This window comes from Paenibacillus sp. OK003, from assembly GCF_900109515.1.
GTDB lineage: Bacteria > Bacillota > Bacilli > Paenibacillales > Paenibacillaceae > Paenibacillus > Paenibacillus marchantiae.
The window spans coordinates 136,144-154,634 of sequence record NZ_FOBD01000014.1 but is presented as its reverse complement, the minus strand read 5'-3'; the positions used below and the strand labels follow the sequence as shown (position 1 = coordinate 154,634).

The 18,491-nt window shown below is 46.5% G+C and carries 14 protein-coding genes; 2 read left to right on the top strand and 12 right to left on the bottom strand.

The genetic code is table 11. From position 1 onward, the window contains the following. Positions 1-38: 38 nt before the first annotated feature. From BMW94_RS21490 to BMW94_RS21435, 12 genes are all read right to left on the bottom strand, one after another. A complete protein-coding gene (locus BMW94_RS21490; RefSeq protein ID WP_091000959.1) occupies positions 39-1,418 on the bottom strand; it encodes an amino acid permease in 1,380 nt (459 codons plus the stop codon). Positions 1,419-1,647: 229 nt separating this feature from the next. Further along, a complete protein-coding gene (locus BMW94_RS30615; protein WP_175480797.1) occupies positions 1,648-2,556 on the bottom strand; it encodes a DUF1186 domain-containing protein in 909 nt (302 codons plus the stop codon). 195 nt (positions 2,557-2,751) lie between these two features. Beyond that, entirely contained in the window at positions 2,752-4,506 is a 1,755-nt protein-coding gene (locus BMW94_RS21480; RefSeq protein WP_091000957.1) for a SulP family inorganic anion transporter, read from the bottom strand. A gap of 167 nt (positions 4,507-4,673) precedes the next feature. Further along, positions 4,674-5,003: an ArsR/SmtB family transcription factor gene (locus BMW94_RS21475; protein ID WP_091000956.1), complete on the bottom strand. Its 330-nt coding sequence runs from the start codon at positions 5,001-5,003 to the stop codon at positions 4,674-4,676. Positions 5,004-5,127: 124 nt separating this feature from the next. Then, on the bottom strand, positions 5,128-6,027 hold the full coding sequence (locus BMW94_RS21470) for a carbohydrate ABC transporter permease (protein ID WP_091000955.1): 900 nt from the start codon (positions 6,025-6,027) through the stop codon (positions 5,128-5,130). A 15-nt stretch (positions 6,028-6,042) separates the two neighbouring features. Continuing rightward, positions 6,043-7,017, bottom strand: a complete 975-nt coding sequence (locus tag BMW94_RS21465) for an ABC transporter permease (RefSeq protein WP_175480796.1) — start codon at positions 7,015-7,017, stop codon at positions 6,043-6,045. Positions 7,018-7,154: 137 nt separating this feature from the next. Beyond that, positions 7,155-8,828 (bottom strand): extracellular solute-binding protein, encoded by a 1,674-nt coding sequence (locus BMW94_RS21460; protein ID WP_254790320.1) that lies wholly within the window; start codon positions 8,826-8,828, stop codon positions 7,155-7,157. A 158-nt stretch (positions 8,829-8,986) separates the two neighbouring features. Continuing rightward, on the bottom strand, positions 8,987-10,591 hold the full coding sequence (locus tag BMW94_RS21455) for a response regulator transcription factor (protein ID WP_091000953.1): 1,605 nt from the start codon (positions 10,589-10,591) through the stop codon (positions 8,987-8,989). An 11-nt stretch (positions 10,592-10,602) separates the two neighbouring features. Continuing rightward, positions 10,603-12,405: a sensor histidine kinase gene (locus BMW94_RS21450; RefSeq protein WP_091000952.1), complete on the bottom strand. Its 1,803-nt coding sequence runs from the start codon at positions 12,403-12,405 to the stop codon at positions 10,603-10,605. A 408-nt stretch (positions 12,406-12,813) separates the two neighbouring features. Then, positions 12,814-14,175, bottom strand: coding sequence for a HAMP domain-containing sensor histidine kinase (locus tag BMW94_RS21445; RefSeq protein WP_091000951.1), 1,362 nt, complete (start codon positions 14,173-14,175; stop codon positions 12,814-12,816). After that, positions 14,172-14,846, bottom strand: coding sequence for a response regulator transcription factor (locus tag BMW94_RS21440; protein WP_063567131.1), 675 nt, complete (start codon positions 14,844-14,846; stop codon positions 14,172-14,174). The genes BMW94_RS21445 and BMW94_RS21440 overlap by 4 nt, the downstream gene beginning before the upstream one ends. Positions 14,847-14,899: 53 nt before the next feature. After that, positions 14,900-16,873, bottom strand: a complete 1,974-nt coding sequence (locus BMW94_RS21435) for a serine hydrolase domain-containing protein (protein ID WP_091000950.1) — start codon at positions 16,871-16,873, stop codon at positions 14,900-14,902. 168 nt (positions 16,874-17,041) lie between these two features. Here BMW94_RS21435 and BMW94_RS31365 point away from each other — a divergent pair, with 168 nt between their 5' ends. Further along, complete coding sequence (locus BMW94_RS31365) at positions 17,042-17,407, top strand: DUF6713 family protein (RefSeq protein WP_017690584.1); 366 nt, start codon at positions 17,042-17,044, stop codon at positions 17,405-17,407. A 33-nt stretch (positions 17,408-17,440) separates the two neighbouring features. After that, a complete protein-coding gene (locus BMW94_RS21425; protein WP_091000949.1) occupies positions 17,441-18,430 on the top strand; it encodes a DUF4003 family protein in 990 nt (329 codons plus the stop codon). Positions 18,431-18,491 lie beyond the last annotated feature (61 nt).

Below are 18,491 nucleotides of genomic sequence, written 5' to 3'. Positions count from 1 at the left end.
TCTAAACACATTAACATCAACGATTTTATAATATAAGGCTAGTGATCCTCGCCTTCATCTACCCGCTGTCTTTTCCCTATGCCAAATACAAAATAACCGATCACAACGATGGCCATAAATGTAGCCCCGACAATCAGGGGTAACCGCGTATCCGGGTTAAATGCCATACCGATAATGACGAGCGTCAGATATACGATAATGATATAGTTGCTGATTGGGAACCATTTGGATTTAAAATTGTGGTCTGCCATCTCATTGCCCCAACGCTTTCTGAACCGGAACTGGCTGAAGGCCAGCGCGAACCATGGAACCATCCCCGGAAGAACACTTGCGCTGTAAATGTACAGGAACAGCTTGGAGTCCGGCATCAGGTAGTTGAGTACCACACCAACCAGCAGCAAGGAAATCGTGATGATGATACTGTTGCGGGGGACCCCGCCTTTGGACAGCTTTTTGAAAAAGGCCGGTGCCTGCCCATTCTCCGCAAGCGTGTAAAGCATACGCCCTGCACTATAGATCCCACTGTTACATCCCGACATCGCGGCGGTAAGCACGACAAAGTTGATAATTCCCGCAGCAGCGACAATCCCGACTTTGGCAAACGTCAGTACAAACGGACTTCCCGTCTCTCCAACCTCATTCCAAGGGTACAATGTCACGATGACAAAGATGGCACCAACGTAAAAAATAAGAATACGCCACACGATGTTTTTGATCGCTTTACGCAGCGTGACCTTCGGATTTTCTGCTTCACCTGCCGTAATCCCTACCATTTCAACGCCCTGGTAAGCAGCCGTTACGATACACAGGGCAAAGAGGAAACCTTTGATGCCTCCTGGGAAAAATCCGCCATGGCTCACCAGATTCGATAACCCAATGGGCTGTCCTCCGTTCCCCCAGCCGAAGAAGATCAGTCCGGTTCCGATCACGATCATGAAGACAATCGCCGTCACCTTGATCAGTGCAAACCAGAATTCGAATTCTCCATAGTACTTTACCGCTGCCAGATTCGCTGCTGCAATAATGAGCACGCCAACCAAGGCAGGCAGCCATTGTGGAATATCCGGGAACCAGTAGCCTACATAAATCCCAATCGCGGTGACTTCTGCCATACCAACCGTTACCCAGAGGAACCAGTAACTCCAGGCAGTCAGAAACCCGGCGAGTGGACTGATATACTTATGAGCAAATGTGGCAAATGAACCGGTGACAGGTTCCTGAATCAACATTTCCCCCATAATACGCATGACAAAAAAGATAATGATTCCAGCCAGCAAATAGGCCAGCAGCACTGAAGGGCCTGCCCATTTGATTGTACTTGCCGATCCCATGAACAATCCGACGCCAATCGTACCCCCAAGTGCAATCAGCTCTACGTGACGGGGCTTTAGCCCTCTGGATAGTTGCTTCGATTCCAAACGATTCTCCCCTTTTCACATTCACATTAACGCAATGCAGAATTACTTCACCAAATTGTACGAGATGTGCCGTAGAAATACAACAAGGAATGTAAGGAAGCGGATACACTATATCAATCATAGACACCTATCATATACGTCAGGGGTTTTCACCCAAAATTAAAAGAGGGGCTGCCCCCTCTTTTGATCTATTTTACTCCTATCTTGTAACCACGCTGATTCATCGAAATTATGACTTTCCGCAGCATTTCTTGTATTTCTGACCACTCCCACAAGTGCAAGGGTCGTTGCGACCCGTTTTTTCAATCTTGATTGCCGAATTTCGCGCAGGTTCGCGAATGATTTTGCTATGCTGATACATCGGATAAACAGGCAGCATGGTCTCCTGAACTTTATTGGGATGATGAAAACAGTACCATCCTTGCAGTTCCTTGATTGTATTGGTGATATACTGAAATAGATGCTCTTGCTGCTTAAGTTTCAAAACAGATTCTTTTGTTTTCTTTAGTGTTCGTCTGACATCAGCCAATCCTATGACGGTTTCATCAACGACCTGCTCTTCATACAGCCGTTCGATATCACAATATACCTCCTCAGGGTAAAGATCATCACAACAACATACAATTTCTGAATATAAGTATTCACTCAAAGCTACATGTCTTTCAGTGATCAAATGCTTGAAGTAGCTCATCACTTCTTCTCTTGGCAGCCGGCCATGCAAAACCAGAACAACCAGAGCATTCATTGCTTGTCCCCGTGCATACTCATTTGCCTTTGTATTCTCAATCAAGCCGTACAATAAATTAACATCCCCATCATATATAGACGCAAGGACTCGTCCAATTCCCTCCGTTATATTATCACCAAATATATGTTCACACGCTTCATCAGGCATGGATAAAATATCTATCATGATTGGGAAGAAATCTTTCACCCGAAACTGTGCCAGCAAGTAATAAGCATAGACGAAATCTATTCTGGTTGGCCTGTCGACCACTTTTACATAATTATCTCTCAGATTGTGCATGATTTGAAGCAAGTAGGGAATGGCCTCTTCCTTCTTATCTATCATTTGCTGTATTTCACTGCTTGGAAATTTTCCATGGTTATATCGAATGCGACGTAAGATTTCCTCCAAACCTATCATCCCTTTTCATTTTAATCTGATTTAATTGTGTCAGTTCACAATTAATTTGATACTATGATTTTCTAAACAATCGTAACATAATCAGGGGCATCCGTATCCCTTGCAAATAAACACAGCCTCCAGTCCCATCACCCAGAATCTGCGAACGATCAAAGATAAACGTGTATTTTTTATTCATTTTCCGGATTATACCGAAGTAGGCTCCAGTAAACTTTTCCGTCCAGCAACTGCATCCTCCTGAGACAACACCGCACATTCACGAAAAGCAAAATGCTTGCAGCCTACGCACTTCTGATGATTCAGATGCTGTAATGCATAATTGATCGCTTCACCGGTATGCTCAAACATATGATCAGGATGAATGCGCTCCATTAAACCCGTTTTCCTCATCATCTCCACTGGCTGCGCCTGGACGCCTGAAAACAGTATCATGCCGCCGGATCGCTCAAAATGCTTCACCAAACTCGCCAGATTCGCTTCACCCGTTGTATCCATAAAAGGAACCTTCCCCATGCGCAGCAGCAGAATGCCTGGTCTTCGATGAATCGAATCCATCACCCATTTCTCAAACATATCCGCTGCACCAAAAAACAACGGGCCTTCAATCGTATACATACTGATCTGCGGACAGTCATGTCCCTCCTGAACCATATGCGCCATCACCTTCTCATGCTTGTGATCGGGATCAGGCAGCACTTTGGCGACCTTCAGCATCTCGCTCATGCGCTTCACGAATAGAAGAACGGCCAGGATCAACCCCACCTCCACAGCGGTGGTTAGACTCGTAAAAACGGTGAGCAAAAAGGTAATGAGCAGCACGAGTGAATCACTCGTTTTGGTTTTCATTATATGCATGAACGATCTCCGCTCACTCATATTCCAGGCAACCAGCATCAGCACCGGGGCCATACTGGCCAGCGGGATGTGGGACGCATATGGTGCGAAGAGAACAAGCACAAGCAAAACCACTACCCCGTGAATAACGCCAGACAAAGGCGAAACTGCGCCGGACTTAATATTTGTTGCCGTACGTGCAATCGCTCCCGTCGCCGGAATGCCTCCAAACAGAGGTGTTACCATATTGGCGATCCCCTGCCCAATCAGCTCTCGATTGCTGTTATGACGGGTCCCGGTCATGCCATCCGCAACCACAGCAGACAACAGCGATTCGATGCCCCCCAGCATGGCGATGATAAAAGCGGGCTGCAGCAAGCTCACCACACGTGCCCAAGTGATCTCCGGAATATGAAACTGGGGCAACGCTCCCCGAATAGCGCCAAATGACGATCCGATCGTAGCAACCTGCCCTTCAAAAAAGAACGCTGCAACTAGCGTCGATAGAACCAACCCGGCCAGTGAAGCAGGCACCTTGGGTGCAAACTTGGGCACAAACAGAAGAACAGCCAGACAGATTCCAGCCGTCAACAAACTGTATATATTAATCGTCGAGATGTGCATCCCGATTTCTTTCATATTGGACCAGAAATCCTCGTGCTTCACAATGCCGCTCAGCCCCAGAAAGTTCGCAATTTGCCCACTAAAAATAATCACAGCAATACCCGCCGTAAATCCAATGGTCACGGGTCTTGGAATAAATTTGATCAGCGCGCCAAGCTTGAAAACGCCCATAAGTACAAGCATCAATCCGGCCATTATTCCAGCAATCAGCAGATTTTCGTATCCATACTGCATGACAATGGCGAAGAGGATCGGAATAAATGCACCAGTTGGCCCGCCAATCTGGAATTTGGACCCACCCAGCAAGGAAATGAGTATGCCCGCAATGATTGTCGTGTACAGACCATACTCGGGCTTGACCCCGGAAGCAATGGCAAACGCCATCCCGAGCGGGATAGCGATAATTCCCACAATTAGTCCCGATACCAGATCCTTGCGAAATGCGGCAGCATTATACCCTGCAAATCTCCCCATCCATTTCATCTGCCCTAACCTTCTTTTCTTTATATATTTGAATATTTGAATATAATAAAAAGACTACTCCCGTCTGTGCTCTCTGTCAATCGTAATGCTCACAACAGTGCCCCTCCTAAAACGCAAAAAACAAGAAGTTACCTGAACTTGCTTCCGGTTCCCCTTGTTTAATGTGTTTAAGTATCTTTACGAATGTCTTCCAGCATGGAAATGGCGTCAACCAGATGATTGTCAAAAATCTGTTTGGCAACGGCCAGCAGGTCTTTAATCAAAGGGTCGCGAAGCGAATACGTAACTGTCGTTCCTTCTTTTAACCCCTGGACAACGTTTTTGCTGCGCAATACAGCCAACTGCTGCGAGACGGCAGAGCCTTCCGATCCCAGAATGCTTTGCAGTTCATTCACATTTTTCGCCCCATCGCTCAGCAGCTCCAGAATCTGAATACGCATCGGGTGTGCCAACGCTTTGAAAAAATCCGCTTTAAACTGTTGTATGCTCTGATTCATAAGCTATGCCCCTTCAATCAAACTTTTGAAGATGCAAATATCATAACATATAACATATTGAAAGGAAGCTGGATTCCCCGGCCTTCATTCACAACCGGCCATCCTCGCCCTGAATTGCTTTTTTTTATTCTTTCACCCCTCCAATGGTGAGTCCAGTCACAAAATATTTTTGCAAGAACGGATATAGTAAAACGATGGGCGTGGCCGTCACAACCGTAATTGCTGCCCGAATCGATACGGGAGTGACCATGTTTGTTACATTTTTGTACTGGTCCACATTGACAGTTCCACCCTGTGAAGTCGCAGAGGACAGCAATTTCATCAACTCATACTGCAAGGTGGTCAAATTCCGGTTGCCAGCGGTGTACAGCATGGAATCAAACCAGGAGTTCCACTGTCCTACGGCGATGAACAGCGCGATGGTGGCCAACACCGGTTTGGACAGCGGAAGCACGATGCGCATAAAGATTTTAAAATCGCCGGCCCCGTCCATCTTCGCCGATTCGAGCAGTCCTTCTGAAAGTCCCTGAATATAGGTGCGGATCACGATCATGTTGAAGACACCGATTAATCCAGGGATAATATACACCCAAAAGTTATTCAACAGCCCCAGTTGCTTAATCAGCATGTATCCCGGAATCAATCCGCCGCTGAAATACATCGTCACCACAAATAGTGTTGTAACCAACTTGTTAAACATATACTCCTTGCGGCTCAACACGTAGGCCAGCATCGCGGTACAGAACAACTGCACCATCGTCCCCACTACCGTTCTGGCGACCGAAATAAATGCCGCTTGCGTGAGATGGGGATTCTGGAACACGGAAACGTAGTTCTGAAGTGTCCATTCCCTCGGCCACAGATATATCCCTCCGCGGATCGTATCAAGCCCATTATTGAAGGATACGGCAATCGTATTTAAAAAAGGATATAACGTAACAACCATAACGAGTAACATCAACAAACCGTTTGTAATTGAAAATAAATAATCGCCAAAGCTTCGTTTTCCATTAAATCGCTTCACAGCTATACCTCCTTATCAAATCAAACGCTCTTCACCAAGAGCCTTGGCGAGCCCGTTAGCCATAAATATGAGCACTAGGCTGACTACGCTCTTGAAAATGCCTGCGGCGGTTGCAAGAGAATAGTTGCCCAGGTTAATTCCGTACTTCAATACGAAAATGTCGATGGTCTCGGACACGTCCTGCACCAATCCGTTCCCCAGCAAATATTGAATCTCGAAGCCCGCGTTCAGCACGTTGCCAACATTGATAATGAGCAGGATAATAATCGTTGGTTTAATGCCTGGAAGAGTGACATTGAACATTTTGCGAAACCGGCCTGCCCCGTCGATCGAAGCCGCTTCGTACAAGCTCGGATTAATCGACGTCATGGCAGCCAGGTAGATGATGGTGCCCCAGCCGATTTCTTTCCACATGCTGGACAGGCCCACGATGCCCCAGAAATATTTCGGCTCGGCGAAGAAATTAATTGGAGCGCTGATGATGTGAAGCTTCGTTAGCAGCACATTCACGATTCCCGTCTCAGTGGATAATACGTTGGCAACGATGCCTGTAACGATGATCCATGATAGAAAATGTGGAAGATAGGAAACCGTTTGCACAACACGCTTGAACAGCACCATCCGCAATTCATTCAACAGAAGCGCCAGCCCAATCGAGCCGACAAACCCCAGAAACAGACTGATAAAGCTCATCGCCAGCGTATTTCGGATGACACGTACAAATGTAGGGTCCGTGAACAGGGTTTTAAAATGCTCCATGCCTACCCATTCCTGCTGAAAAAAACCAAGGCCGGGTCTGTAATTCTGAAACGCCATCAACCAGCCCCATAACGGTCCATACGCAAAAATTGCGATAAACGCAACAAATGGAAATGACATCCACAATAATTGACGCTGACTTTTCATTCGTGACAGGTTATACCCGATCCAGCTTTTTCCTGACGGAAAATGGCTTGCATTTATGGGATGCTGCAACTCATTTTTGGCCATTCTTTTTCTCTCCTTGCATACGAGTTTATCTAGATCACCCTCGTGTGGATGAATCGATTCCGTTCCATTCCAATCTCCGATTTTATCGTGTAAGAAAGGCTACAGGATTCCCCATAGCCTTTCTGCATAACCGTTCCTTATCCCCACAGCTCCACGCGTCTGCGGACTTCCTCCGTCAATGCATCTTCATATGCTTTGATATCCACACTCTCCTTGAGTGTGGCCTGATATTCCTCCCAGGCCTTGTCAAACTCTGCTGGTGACGTCATGATCACTTTAGGCAGCCATTTTCGTTTTACGTCGTCCATTTTCTGTCTGGCAGTCGTCTCAGGTTTGTTGGGTTCAAAGTTATAGGTATAGATCGGGAACCATGGTTCGTTGTCCTCCGCAGGCTCCAGGAAATCCGTAAACTTCGTATATCCGTAAGCCTTCAACACTTTTTTGTCGATGTCATTCAGTGTGGCCAGATACTCCTCCGGCTGCTCCTTAGGGTCCAGTGCATTTTTTCCGTCAGCAGTCATGCCTTCATGATGTGGAAAATACACCAGGGGACTTCCCGTGTTCGCCAGCACCCAGTCTGGATCTTTGGAATGGGCACGCTGCTCTTCATTCCGGGAGAATACACCTTTTTCATCGACCTGGTAATCCACGCCTTTCTGTCCCCATGTTCTTAATACTTCGATCTCAGGGTCCAGCAAATCATTAATATACTGAAGCGCTCCCTCTACATCCTCGCAACTCGTTGTAATGGCCAAGCCGCCATTCACGTTAAGGATTGGCTTGTGCTGATAGCGCCCCTTTACATCCTCGGAAAGCGTGATGGACAATGGCACATAGGTTTTGTCGTACAATTTTTGCTTCACGAGCGATGCCTCGGCGTCAAGGAACTGCCACCCTTGGTCCACCATGCCCAGCACACGTCCAGTTGAAAGTTTGGAAATATATTGATCATAGTTTGCCGTAAAGGTCTCGTTATCGACCAAACCTTTATGGTACACTTCATTGATCTTTTTGAAATACGCCTTCGCTTCAGGAATCGTATTGTAGTTTTTGGCCGTCAGCGTTTCTTTGTCTACGATAGCTGCCCCTTCATTGGGGTAACCAGCCAGGAAGAGCGGAGGGTTTTCCAGCGCAAAATAGCGCCAGTCATACGAGATAATTTCAAATCCAATCGTCGGCTGACCGTCAACAGTCGGATGAGCTGCTTTATACCGTTCAATCAAGTCAAAGTATTGGTCCAGCGTCTTGATGGTCGGATAATTAGCCCACTCCAGCACAACTTTTTGAATCCAGAACGCTTCCCCATCATGCGTTACCTTCATGGACTCGCCTTGTACATTGCCGAATTGCGGGATGAAATAGATATGACCATCTGTGGTATTCTTCATTTTCTTCCAGTCTTCGCCCAGATAGTTTTTGATGTTCGGATACTTATCGATGTAATCCTCAAGCGGGACCAGCGCCCCTGCCGATACCAATTGCTGAGTACCATCACTTCCATCGATAAAGTCGGGATATTCGCCGCCTGCAATCAGCACGCCAATCCGTTCCTTGGCCGTTTGGCCGGTAAGCCAATCCATGGTCATGCGGACACCTGTTTTATCCTCAATCGCTTTCAGCACCCGATTATCGTCTGGTTCAATTTTCCCCGGCACGGCAAAAAATGCGGAAAATTGCTTCAATTCCTTGCCGTCCGCTGTCTTTTCGCCAGACGAGGATGAGCTCGGCGTACATCCGGCGAGTGCAATGACCAATATTAAAGCCAGCAAAACGCAATGCCTGATTCTTTTTCTAACATCCTTTTTCATCATGACCCCTCCATTTATTATTTGGACAAAATCTTTTTTGGAAAGCGCTTTCCAAAGGCTACGTTAAAATTACCATGTTCCCCTGCCCCCCTCAACGGGAGAAATTATAGGCGAAATCCCAATAATTCCAGTTCAATGGCAATAAAAATCCTGCCCCTCCATCAAGGAGAGCAGGATGTAGAATCGGCAGCGTACGCTGCCTGGGCTCTTTTGCGATATTGCGCAGGCGTCTCATCCATGAGTTTCTCGAACCGGTTAATAAAGTAATCGGAATCGCGATATCCCACAGCTGTTGCAATTTCATATACCCTTTGATCGGTTCTGCGCAGCAGCCGGGCGGCTTCCTCCACACGCAATTGATTCAAATAATCATTGAAGGACAGGGCATAATGCTTTTTGAAAATCTGACCCAAATACGCACTGTTCATGTAAAATTGCTCTCCCAGCAATTTCAGGCTGATGTTTTCCCTGTAATGCTCATGAATGAATGCCTCAATTCTGGCCAATACCCCCATCGCGTTCCATTTTTGCTGCTCCCTCAGCTTCTCTGCGCACAGTCGCGAGAACTCCCATAAATTTTCAATGTTAGCTTCCATGGATAGCATCACGTAGTTCATCTTGAGAAACGCTGACTGCATCAACCCGGAATCCGGGGAACCCGACTCACCTTTTACAAGTTCCAACAGATTGTACGCTAAATAATGCAAATAAATGTGGACGATGCCCGGATCGATTCGTTCATTGAGAAAAAATTGAAAGATCGCCTCTGCATGGCTGCGAAGCTCATCCATTTGCTGTTGCTCAATCGACTTGATCAGGCCATCAAACAATTGTTTCTCGCGTTGTCCCGGCCGTTTCGTAAATATTTCAGTATCCATATGCTCGAAGTAATAAATGGGTCCACTCGTAGTAAAAAAACGCAAGCTCTTCATTTTGCCGCAGGATTGGTAGGACTCATACAGTTCCTCCACCCTCTGCACTTCCTTTCCGACATAGAAGGCAACTGCCGGTTCCTCACCCTGATTCAGCTCGCCATGCAATCGGCCGATATATTCCACCAATGAAATAGCCTCATCCTTCATTATCAGATCCGTGAGAATGAGCAAAACCGCATTCTTTTCCCCCGTGAACGGCTTCAGCACTTGTCCCTTGAAGGGCTCGCCAACCCATGCTTCTACCCGGGAGAACCAGTCCATTTTCCGTTCTGAACCCGCTGCTGTCTCCGCTGTCGCCTCGATCAGCATGCAGCGCAGGAAGTTGGCACTCTGATAGCTGGATTGCACATTCGCAATAGACTCCTTGTCGGCCATTCCAAGCAAGATCGACTGCATATGCTGAGCCATAATAATTTGATCCTTTCTTTGCTGGTGTCTTTTCTCTTCTGCACGCGCATCAAATGAGATTCTGAATTCCTCAAGCACTTGAACCAGTTCCGTCTTCACGACGGGTTTGAGAATATATTCATTCACCTGGTATTTAATCGCCTGCTTGGCATATTCGAACTCGTAGAATCCGCTTAGCAGGATCAGCTTGATCTCGCCGCCATACTGCTCGTACAAGGTTTTCGCAAGCTCCATTCCGTCCATCTCCGGCATCTTGATGTCGGCGATGACTAGATCAGGCTGCACAACCCGCATACACTGCAGCGCCTGCAAGCCGTTTGAGGCCTGACCGCAAATCCGGAATCCGCACGACTCCCAATCGATAAGCAACTGAAGTCCCTGGCGAATAAATGGTTCATCGTCCACAATCAGCACGTTGATCATATTCTCGCTCCTTATCTTTTAGATGCCTGCAAAAGGGGAATATGGATGGCAACCGTTGTCCCCTGGCCTTTTTCGCTCAAGATGTCCAACTGCACGCAATCATTGAAATACATCCGCAGCCGAATATAGGCATTCATCATGCCGATGTTGCTAAGCTCACTCATCCGATCCATGTTTGGATCACTCATCATTGCTCGAAGCAGCGCCAGCTTGTCTGGCTCGATGCCGACTCCGGTGTCCCGAATGGTTATGGAGAGCTGATCGCTTCGAATTTCGAACAACACCTCTACGATCCCGTCACTCGATGTACTCTCGATGCCATGGATGCAAGCATTCTCGACAAAGGTGAGCACGGTCAGCTTGGGGATCATCATGTTTGAAATGGAATGGTCCGTGACCTTGATTGTGAATTGCAGCTTTTCGCCAAAGCGATATTGCTGGATGTTCAAATAGCTCTCCACAAACTTGATCTCCTCTGCAATGGTAATCAGGTCATCCCCCCAATTAATCGTCTGGCGCAGCAACAATGCCAGCTTATGAATGATATCCGAGGTTTCAAGCTCGTCCTTGATCAAGCTCCGCATGCGGATCGTTTCGAGCGTATTGAACATGAAATGGGGATTCACCTGGCTCTGTAGGGCTTTCAGCTCCGCTTGCTTCTTGGAGAGCTCAAGAGCTTGCCGCTCCACCTGGCCCTTAAATACAATCTCGATCAGGTTCCTGATCTTGATCACCATCATATTGTAGCTGTGAGTCAGGCTACCGATCTCGTCCTTGCCCGCAGGACCCGGAATCACCTCGAATTGCTCATGCTTCACTTGGTCCAGATGCTTCGATATCCGGTCCACCCTCGTTACCAGCGATCTGGATATCATCCAGATCAGCAGTGTAGGCATCAGCAGATTAAGGATCATCAGAACGGTCACATTCAGCTTGGAATCAATAACCTCGGACAAAAAGTCCAATTTGTCGGCGCTGACGATAATCTGCCAGTTCTCAGATACCACAGGAATCGATTCCATGGAATGAATAGGCGATATTGGACTGTTCGCCATCAGGTTAAATGGCTGACGCGTTTGGTTCATTTTCGAATTATTTGAGAAAATGACCTTGTCATCCGAAACCACGTATACATTTCCGTTCGTTCCCTCGTTCTTGAGCGACTTGTTAATAAAGCCGTAGTCCAGATCGACCTTCAACACCTTCTCCACCCGCTGCTCCCCAAAGTAATCCAACTTCCGAATGATGCTTACCTTACGTCCTCCCTGACTTTGCGACATCTCTGCCTGCTGCTTGTCGAAATACGAATAAATCATGATATGGTCGCTCGTGTTCATCAACGCTTGGTACCACTCACTTGCTCGAACCGCATCATCCAGCTTAATGAAGTTTCCGCCATTCACGAAGGTATCGTTGCCGACATAAAACGTTACTTGATTCACCTGCTGATAACTGTAATAGTATCTGACCAGATTGTTGTTGCTAAGCATGTCATAGTAAGCAAGATAATAGTCTTCGTCATCGCGATATCTGGACTCCATAAATCGGTTCAGCGTAACATCCGTATACAGAAAATTGGACACATACAGGCTGTTGTCGATGCTGTTCCGCAGGTTGAACCTGATCCTTTGCTGCATTTCATTGAAACGGCTGTGCTCCTTCTCCTCGATGTTGCCTTTGATGCTTAGATAAAAGACCGTATTGGTTGCCAGGACCGGGACTAGCACACAAAAAATGAACAATATGTACAGCTTCGTTTTGAGGCTCCAATCATCCAAAAATTGAATACGCTTACAGAATAACTTTCGGTTCATCTTTCTCCTTGTCTCCTCTAACCATTACATAGCATCAACGTTATTATAACGTTTCTCCACTCGGAGTTGGAACAAATAATCCATGGCTCTGATGTGTCCCATCCATCGGAATATCATAGCACCTGGGATTGAACAACATCATGCATTCCTTGCCAACGTGCCAGAAAGAGGTTGAGGCTTGAAGAATTGGAGCATGAAAAGACGCTCGGCGCAACAATCGGCCGAGCGTTCGTTTCCCACTGTCATTGGCGCCCATGAGTAAAAAATGTCATGAGGATATGTTAACTCATCAGTTCGTTGAATACTATTCAGCGGAAATAAAAAACATGCCAATCATGGCGCGTTTGAAGCGATTATGCTAATGCTAATGCTTACCTTAGCTTGGCTAATGGTCTCGATGCTGTCCAATCAGGCAATGGAATCTAATGGCAGATGAACCAGCACTGTCGTACCCTCACCCTCCTGGCTTTTCATTTCTACGGTTCCGTGATGGAGCATCACGATTTTCTTGACGATCGCAAGGCCCAGACCGTTACCACTGATGCTGCGGTTTCGCGACAGATCTGTTTTATAAAACCGATCAAACACATAATCGAGCTGCTCTGGCGCTATTCCAATGCCCGTATCCGTTATCGTGATGAGAATTTCGTTCTCTACCTGGTGCGTTCGTATGTGAATATGGCCACCAGTTGGCGTAAACTTGATGCTGTTCCCCAGCAGATTCATCCAGACCTGATCGAGCTGATCCCGATCTGCTGTAACTTGAATCGGTTCTGCCACCTCCAGATGAACCTGAATATTTTTGGTGGACCACTGCGGCTCGCAGGTAACGATAATTTGCCTAATTTGCTCATCCAGATTATAGGTAGCCGCCTCGAACGGATGATGATCGGAGTCCAGCGATGCAAGCTCCAGCAGATTATCGCTAAGTCTGGATAGCCGTCCACTCTCCGTAATAATGATATCCAGATAATAATTACGATCAGCCTCAGCTACCAGACTACTATTTTTCATCGCCATGGCAAATCCTGAAATAGAGGTCAGCGGGGTTTGAATCTCATGAGATACATTGGAAACAAAATCCTGTCTCATCTGTTCCAACTGTTTGAGCTCACTCGCCATCTCATTAAAACTGTGCGTCAAAGCTCCCATTTCGTCCACACGTTTCGTTTGGATTTCCACGTCAAAATCACCCTTCGCCAGCAGTTTGGTTGCACGAGTCAATACCTGAATCGGTTTCACCAAATACCTTGCAGCAATAAAAATACATAGGCTTCCGATAAACAGTGCGAGTAATAATATCAGGAGGACCATCCGATTAATGATATTTTCGTTCTGCGGGGAATATTGCATAAACACGGCTTGCGGCTCCCCTTGGAATGGGAAAGGAAGACCGATAAAGGTCTGATCCACCTCAGCCGGAGAACGATAGACCTGACCCTGCAATACCATTTGAACCATCTCTGGTGCAATTTGAACGGTCTCCGTATTGTCCAGATCATAGTATGTTACGTTGCCGGAAACATCATATAGATGAATGGGATAGGTGGATATCTTCACCATACTTTTAATGAATGCCTCCCGGTCCTTTGGGTGTGTCTGTTCATAGAGACGTATCATTTCCTCACCTGCTGCAATCATGTCATTCTGACCGAGATGGTTTACTTCTTTTTTGAACAGAAAGAGCCCTATGAGGAAAGACGACAGTAGGCTGAAAATAATGACAACCAGAAATGTGAAAATGATGCGAACGTATAAAGTCTTGATCATGTGATCACTAACCGGTAGCCCAAACTGCGGGCCGTTTCAATCTGAAAATGGTGGGCATCACCAGCGAATTTTTCCCTTAATCGCTTAATGTGAACGTCAACCGTTCGGTCATCCCCTTCATAGTCGCTCCCCCAGATTTTCGTAATCAGCTGTTCCCGGGTAAATATCTGCCCAGGCTGATTCGCCAGCATGAACAGCAATTCGAACTCCTTTAAAGGCAGATTAAGCGTCTCTTCCCCTCGAATCACTTGAAAGCTGCGGCGATTCAGTGTAATGCCCCCCAATTGAATCGTTTGGGAAGAGACAATCAGATACCGTTTCAGCAATGCTTTCACTCTCATCACAAGCTCCAGTGGATCGAAGGGCTTCGTCAGATAATCATCTGTTCCAAGCTGGAATCCCTTCACTTTCTGAGCCGATTCCCCTTTGACCGTAACCATCAAGAGCGGCATATTCAGATCCATGCGCCGGATCTCCCGGCATAGTTCCCAACCATCCAATTTGGGCATCATAATATCGAGGATAACCAGATCAATTGGGGATTTCTCAACAATATCCAATGCTTCGGCACCGTCTTTAGCCACCACGATCTCAAATCCCTCATTCCGCAAAAACAAGGTAATCAGCTCACGAATGTGCACATCGTCGTCCACGACAAGGATTTGGGTCATATCAAATGCATGCCTCCAATAGATTTCTTCTCCTCTTCCACCTGGGTGGAGGGTCAACCAAAATGCCAGCCCAACAGATTCCAATGATAGAAAAATAAACATAAGGTTACTGCTGCTAGAGTTACGAACGTATAGTACACACGCTTAGGTAACGTCCAATATTTGTTTTTCCATGCCAGAACGTTCATTGTTACGATTGCCACACTCCATCCCACAAGAATCAGAGGCATGAACAGATAAAGACGTAGAGATAGTGGAATATGACTGAGTCGATCGATCAGATCTATGTTCATCACCAGAAGTGTAGCTCCCAAGGTCACCAATGACCACACGGACGTAACTACCGACAGCAGGACTGCCCATTTCTGCGCCCTTGGCATCGCTTTGATTTTGCGTCTACGATAAACAGCTCCCAGTAGTACGGTAATGAACAGAACGGCCGAGATACCGAGCAACGGAAGCCAGAACTTCGATTGATTAATTAACGGGGTTGGTTCCAGTGGCATGGGGTTGAGTATATCCAGAAACAGATACGTGACCTTGCCCTCTGTATCCGTACGGAATCCCATCTGATGCTTGCCGCCGACTTCCTGGAATAGATTCACTCCAATCGGAGTGTATACTTGCTGATCTGCACCACTTCCAATCGACAACCGGTTATCCGAAACTTCAATATTGATCTGAGTCAGAAAACTGAAAAACTTATCGATCTTCGTGTGATTACGACGTGTAAATTGATAGGAACCTGCATATTTCTCCAGAGGCTCCCCCAGTTCAATAGAGGTTGCAGCAGGCTGATTCGTCATATGGGCAGGATAGTAACGATCAAAGAAGGCTTGCGCCAATCCTCCTGCTGCCGTTCCACCGTCCCCTCCACTATAGGAAACAAATATGCCGACTTGTTGGTCTGGTACAAGATAAAGCGCTGTATTAAATAGCTCGTCGGCACCTCCATGAGAGATCACACGCAGTCCATTCATGTTCAACTCATAAAAGCCCAAGTCCATGGCGGGTAAACGTTCGTCAAACTGGAATGCCGGGGAATGCATAAGCCTGGCGGTTTCCGGCTTGAGAATTTGCTTATCCTCATATTGTCCGTCCTGTAAATGGGCAATCATGAAATGAGCCATATCATTCGCCGAGACACTGCCTGATCCTGCAGGTCGGAAGCCACCTTCAAACGTAGGACGCTTGGTTACATACTCGCCATTGGCTCGGGCATATCCAAGTACGGCATAGGGCTTCAACGATGCCGGAACAGGCTCCTCCACCGTAGCATACTTCATGCTCAGCGGATCAAATATATTTTTCTGTATATAGTCATTATAAGCAATGCCACCAACTTCTTCGACGATAAGTCCCGCGAGTGAGGCACCATAGTTGGAATAGGCCATCATCTCGCCTGAAGGCATGACCCGTGCTGGCATATGGTTTGCCATTGTTTCTACAATGGAGACGGGGAGCTTCTCTGGATCGGTGGTAATCTGATATCCAACACCGCCTTCCTCAAAGCCTGCCGTATGGGTCATGAGATGACGTAACGTAATTGGTTCCGCATAGGTTGGTGGTATTTTCACCGTTTTCAGATAGGTGTTAACGTCAGTGTCCAGATCAAGCTTTCCCTCCTCAACCAGCTGCATCACTGCGGTCCATGTGAACAGCTTTGTGGTCGACGCAATCCGAAACAGGCTGGTCTCGGGATCAACGGGTTTATTTTCTTCGATGTTCGAATGTCCGTACCCTTTGGAGAGCAGAATCTTCCCATCCTTCACAATCGAAATGACGGCACCCGGAATCTGTAAAGAATCCATTTGAACATCCATAATCCCATCAATGAATGCTGTTAACTGATCAGTATCCTCCAGATTAGCTACGACTCCTTGCTCCAATTTGCCCGAATTTAATCCCGGATTGGATACTGCTGCCGATAGTGGCATGGTCCCTAATCCAGTTGCCCCTGATATCATGCCTAACAATAACACCAGTAAAATCATTTTCCCATAAATCTTTCTTATCAACGTTGACATGACTTGTCCCCACCACTCCGCATATTTTTTAATACCTGTTCCTAACGCTTTCTTTCGAGAGCATATCAAGCACGTATGAACGGAGCGTGAACCTTTTTTTCATATTTTGCCAAATCAAATTACCTTTAGTAAGATAGGAGCAGATTGAATAGGAAAAGGAGACTTAGCATGCCTGACTTTTTACTGGTTTTATTTTTGTTTAACCTGTCTCTCTTTCTGCTTCACGAAATGGATGCCATCCGGCGGTCCGAGTGGAAATTGTTTATGGTGTTAAAAGATATGGAAGATGATAAAGCCTACAGGTATTTCACTTGGATTCACTTGCCAATGTATACGATCATCCTCTCTCTTCTTTTTAGCTCGTATCAAACCATTACATTTTGGGTGCTGGATATCTTTTTCATCATACATACCGTATTACACTTCTTTTTCGAAAAGCATCCTCGAAATGAATTTAAAAATGGGTTCTCCAGATCATTGATCTACCCTATGGGAATAATCGCTTTAATTCATTTGATATTCCTAATTATCTAACTGTAAAATAAAAGTGAGTATGGAGGTGTGCCTATGCAACAACAACATACAGAACGAGTTGAATTATTTGTTTCCAACACCCAGATCATCAAGAAGTCGTTCAAATGGCAACATGCGATGATGCAACGTCTGGTTGCCCTGCTCTATGCAGCGGAGAATAAAACAGCCGATGGGGAAGCTATTCGTCAAAGCCATGAGTTGATTAAGCAAAACACAAAACTCTTCTCTGCATTCAGAGGTAATTCGGCCATTAGCATTGCTGCCATGCTCTCCCTTACAACAGATGAAGAGACGAAGCTGGCAGACACCCTGCATGTCTATGACTTGATGAAAGAGACCAAATTTCGCAACTCCGATTATCTGGTTATTGCCGCCTATCAGATCGCTACTCAGACATCACCTGACCAGTTTCAACCTACGGTGGAGCGGGCCAAATTATTTTATGACGGCATGAAAGCAGAGCATCGCTTCCTCACTGGACAGGATGACTACATTTTTGCTGCCATGTTAGCCCTCTCCGATCTCGAGGTGGATACTGGTGTGGCACGTATGGAACAACTCTATGGGGAATTAAAACCAGAGTTTTCTTCCAGAAACAGTGTGCAGGCGTTAACACAGGTACTGGTTCTTGGAGATAATCCCCCGGATGCCGGTGCTCGGGTGATTGCCTTAAATGAAGCTTTTCGTAAAAGGAATCTCCGCATGGATAAAATGTACACACTACCCTCTCTCGGGATACTTTCACTACTGCCTTCGGACAGAGACGCGTTAGTGGATGAAGTCGCGGAAACAAATGACTGGTTACGGACTCAAAAAGGCTTCGGTGCCTGGTCGATCGATAAACAGGAGTTGCTCCTGTTCTCATCCGCGTTGATAGCCATTCAACATGTGGAGAATCTGCGAAACGGTGTGCTTACGACAGCGATCTCAACCAGTATCACGAATCTTATCATCGCTCAACAAGCTGCCATGGCAGCAGCTGCCGCAGCATCGGCTGCAGCCGCGTCTTCATCATCGAACTAACCGATTAAAATGAACTTCTAAGGCGCTCCATGCAAAACAAAAAAACGAGTACCCGGGTGAA

What these genes read in the sequence shown, in the direction of transcription:
- BMW94_RS21480 (WP_091000957.1), bottom strand. Translation starts at nt 4,506, where the DNA reads ATGAAATGGATGGGGAGATTTGCAGGGTATAATGCTGCCGCATTTCGC.
- BMW94_RS21475 (WP_091000956.1), bottom strand. Translation starts at nt 5,003, where the DNA reads ATGAATCAGAGCATACAACAGTTTAAAGCGGATTTTTTCAAAGCGTTG.
- BMW94_RS21465 (WP_175480796.1), bottom strand. Translation starts at nt 7,017, where the DNA reads ATGGCCAAAAATGAGTTGCAGCATCCCATAAATGCAAGCCATTTTCCG.
- BMW94_RS21460 (WP_254790320.1), bottom strand. Translation starts at nt 8,828, where the DNA reads ATGATGAAAAAGGATGTTAGAAAAAGAATCAGGCATTGCGTTTTGCTG.
- BMW94_RS21455 (WP_091000953.1), bottom strand. Translation starts at nt 10,591, where the DNA reads ATGATCAACGTGCTGATTGTGGACGATGAACCATTTATTCGCCAGGGA.
- BMW94_RS21450 (WP_091000952.1), bottom strand. Translation starts at nt 12,405, where the DNA reads ATGAACCGAAAGTTATTCTGTAAGCGTATTCAATTTTTGGATGATTGG.
- BMW94_RS21445 (WP_091000951.1), bottom strand. Translation starts at nt 14,175, where the DNA reads ATGATCAAGACTTTATACGTTCGCATCATTTTCACATTTCTGGTTGTC.
- BMW94_RS21440 (WP_063567131.1), bottom strand. Translation starts at nt 14,846, where the DNA reads ATGACCCAAATCCTTGTCGTGGACGACGATGTGCACATTCGTGAGCTG.
- BMW94_RS21435 (WP_091000950.1), bottom strand. Translation starts at nt 16,873, where the DNA reads ATGTCAACGTTGATAAGAAAGATTTATGGGAAAATGATTTTACTGGTG.
- BMW94_RS31365 (WP_017690584.1), top strand. Translation starts at nt 17,042, where the DNA reads ATGCCTGACTTTTTACTGGTTTTATTTTTGTTTAACCTGTCTCTCTTT.
- BMW94_RS21425 (WP_091000949.1), top strand. Translation starts at nt 17,441, where the DNA reads ATGCAACAACAACATACAGAACGAGTTGAATTATTTGTTTCCAACACC.